The following is a 2458-nucleotide window of genomic DNA, read 5'->3' as shown; positions in this document are numbered from 1 at the left end:
GCGGCCAGGCGGTCGATGTGGGGGCCGCCGGGGTAGCCGAGCCCGAGCAGCTTGGCCACCTTGTCGAACGCCTCGCCGGCGGCGTCGTCGCGCGTGCGGCCGAGCTCGCGGTGGCGGAAGCCGTCCTCGACGAGCGTCAGGAGGGTGTGGCCGCCCGAGACCGTGAGGCACAGGAACGGCAACTCGGGCCGCGGCTCCTCGATCATGACCGAGTAGACGTGGCCCTCCAAATGGTTTACGCCGATGAGCGGCAGGTCCGCGCCGACGGCGATCCCCTTCGCCATGCTCAGCCCGACCAAAAGCGACCCCGCCAACCCCGGACCGACGGTGACAGCTACGGCGCCCAGGTCTCCGACCTCGAGGCCGGCGTCTCCCAGCGCGGCCCGGACCGTCGGCACGATGAGGCGTTCGTGGGCGCGGCTCGCGTGCTCGGGGACCACGCCGCCGAACCCTTCGTGGACCTTCTGGCTCGCCACGACGGACGAGGCCAGCCGCCCGTTTGCCCAGACCGCCGCTGCCGTGTCGTCACACGACGTCTCGATGGCCAGGATGGGAGCGAGGTCAGGCGGCGTCACGTCGGAGTGAGGGGGAGGGCGCGTGATCGTCCTCGAGGCCGATCGGTTCCTTCGGGGATCTTTGGGGTGGGCGTTATGGTCGGACAAAAAGGAGCACGCTGGAGGCGGAGTCGAGAATTGTCTGTTTTGTGCTGTCAAATAGATCGGGTGATCACTACGTTTCGGCCGTGTCCTCCCCCTGGTATGAGAACGATCCCTGTTTGCGTCGTCGGTGCTGGGTCGTCTGGTATCGTTGCCTGTAAGGTGCTGCGTGAGCGGGGCGTGCCGTTCGCGTGCTTTGAGCTGGGGAGTGGGATCGGGGGCAACTGGCGCTATGGGAACGACAACGGGATGTCGAGCGCGTACCGGTCGCTCCACATCAACACGAACCGGAACGTGATGGCGTACTCGGACTACCCGATGCCGGAGTCGTACCCGATCTACCCGAGCCACGCGGACGTCCTCGACTATTTCGAGGACTACGTCGACCACTTTGGCATCCGGGACGACGTCGAGTTTCGCACCCGCGTCGAGCACGTCGAGCCGCTGGCCGGCGGTGGCTTCGAGGTCACCGTCCGCCGCGTCGACGTGGGTGAGGTCGAGGTGATCAGGACGGAATCGGTGATTGTGGCGAACGGGCACCACTGGAGCCCGAGCTTGCCGTCGTGGCCCGGGACGTTCTCGGGCGAGATCATCCACTCGCACGACTACAAGACGCCGCACGTCTTGACCGACCGGCGCGTGGTCGTGGTGGGCGTCGGTAACTCGGGGACGGACATCGTGACGGAGGCCGTGCGGCACGCGGAGGCCACGTTCCTGAGCGTCCGCCGTGGCGCGCACATCGTCCCGAAGTACGTCTTCGGAGTCCCGACGGACTCCCTTCTCAAGCCGGTCCTCACGCGCTTGCCGCACGTGCTGCAGCGGAGCGGCTTCGCGGCCCTCCTGCGTATCGCTCGAGGACGGCAGGAGGACTACGGCTTCCCGACGCCGGACTACCCGTTCGGCAGTGAGCACCCGACGATCTCGTCTCATCTGCTGGACCACGTCGGCCACGGTCGGATCACGGTCAAGCCCACCATCGAGCGCCTAGACGGGGACCACGTCGTGTTCGCGGACGGAACGAAGGAGACGGCCGATATCATCGTGGCGGCGACGGGCTACAAGGTGAACGTTCCGTTCTTGATGCCGGAGGTGTTCGACCCGGCCGGTAACCGCGTCGAACTGTTCTGTCACGTCGCCCACCTCGAAGTCCCCGGGCTGTACTTCGTCGGGCTGGTGCAGCCTCTGGGCGCCACGATGCCTCTGGCAGAGGCGCAGTCGGAGTGGGTCGCGGATCTGGTGACCGGCACGGCCGGCCTACCTGCGCACGGCGTGATGCGGGAGGCGGTCGACAAGACGCTGGCAGCCATCCAGAAGCGTTACACGAAGTCCCCTCGGCACACGATCCAGGTCGACTTCTACCCCTACCTCCGCACGATCGCCCGCGAGCGCCGCCGAGGTCGCCGCCGGCCCAAAGCGCAGGTCGTGTCGATGGAGGTGAGCGAGGGGGCGGAGGTGAGGAGACACGGCGGGAGAGAGGCGGCGTGATGGCTGGAAGAGCGTGTCGCGGGGACGAATCGAGGTAGGCCGTCCTCGAGGTCGTCGCGCGTCCGGCCTCGAGCTGGACCTCTGGATCGACGGGGAGGACGCCGTCGCCTGCAACGGCGCTGCAGGGGGCGTTCGAGATCGCCTCGGCCTCGAGGACGAGACCGACCTCACCCCCGACCTCTTCTCGCATTTCGCTCCACCTCGAGGACGGTCGCATCTTCCCTTGCCTCCAGCCCACACCCCATGTCCGTCTTTGTCACCATCATCCTCGACGGCGCCGGGGTCGGCGATGCGCCCGACGCCGAGGCGTACGGCGA

The 2458-nt window shown here is 67.6% G+C and carries 2 protein-coding genes; one reads left to right on the top strand and one right to left on the bottom strand.

Annotated features, from left to right (window positions below; genetic code table 11):
* Positions 1–575: tRNA (adenosine(37)-N6)-threonylcarbamoyltransferase complex transferase subunit TsaD (locus tag WBA11_RS15640; protein ID WP_424521593.1), on the bottom strand; the 575-nt coding region annotated here is incomplete at its 3' end.
* Between the two features lie 183 nt (positions 576–758).
* On the opposite strand from WBA11_RS15640, the gene WBA11_RS15635 reads away from it, so the two are divergent.
* Positions 759–2141: a flavin-containing monooxygenase gene (locus WBA11_RS15635; protein WP_424521592.1), complete on the top strand. Its 1383-nt coding sequence runs from the start codon at positions 759–761 to the stop codon at positions 2139–2141.
* Positions 2142–2458: the final 317 nt, after the last annotated feature.

The sequence above is a fragment of the Rubrivirga sp. genome (assembly GCF_049648075.1).
In the GTDB taxonomy this organism is placed as follows: Bacteria; Bacteroidota; Rhodothermia; order Rhodothermales; family Rubricoccaceae; genus Rubrivirga.
This window is presented reverse-complemented; position numbering and strand designations above follow the sequence as displayed.

Coding starts and splice junctions, on each gene's coding strand:
- WBA11_RS15635 (WP_424521592.1), top strand. CDS start 759: ATGAGAACGATCCCTGTTTGCGTCGTCGGTGCTGGGTCGTCTGGTATC.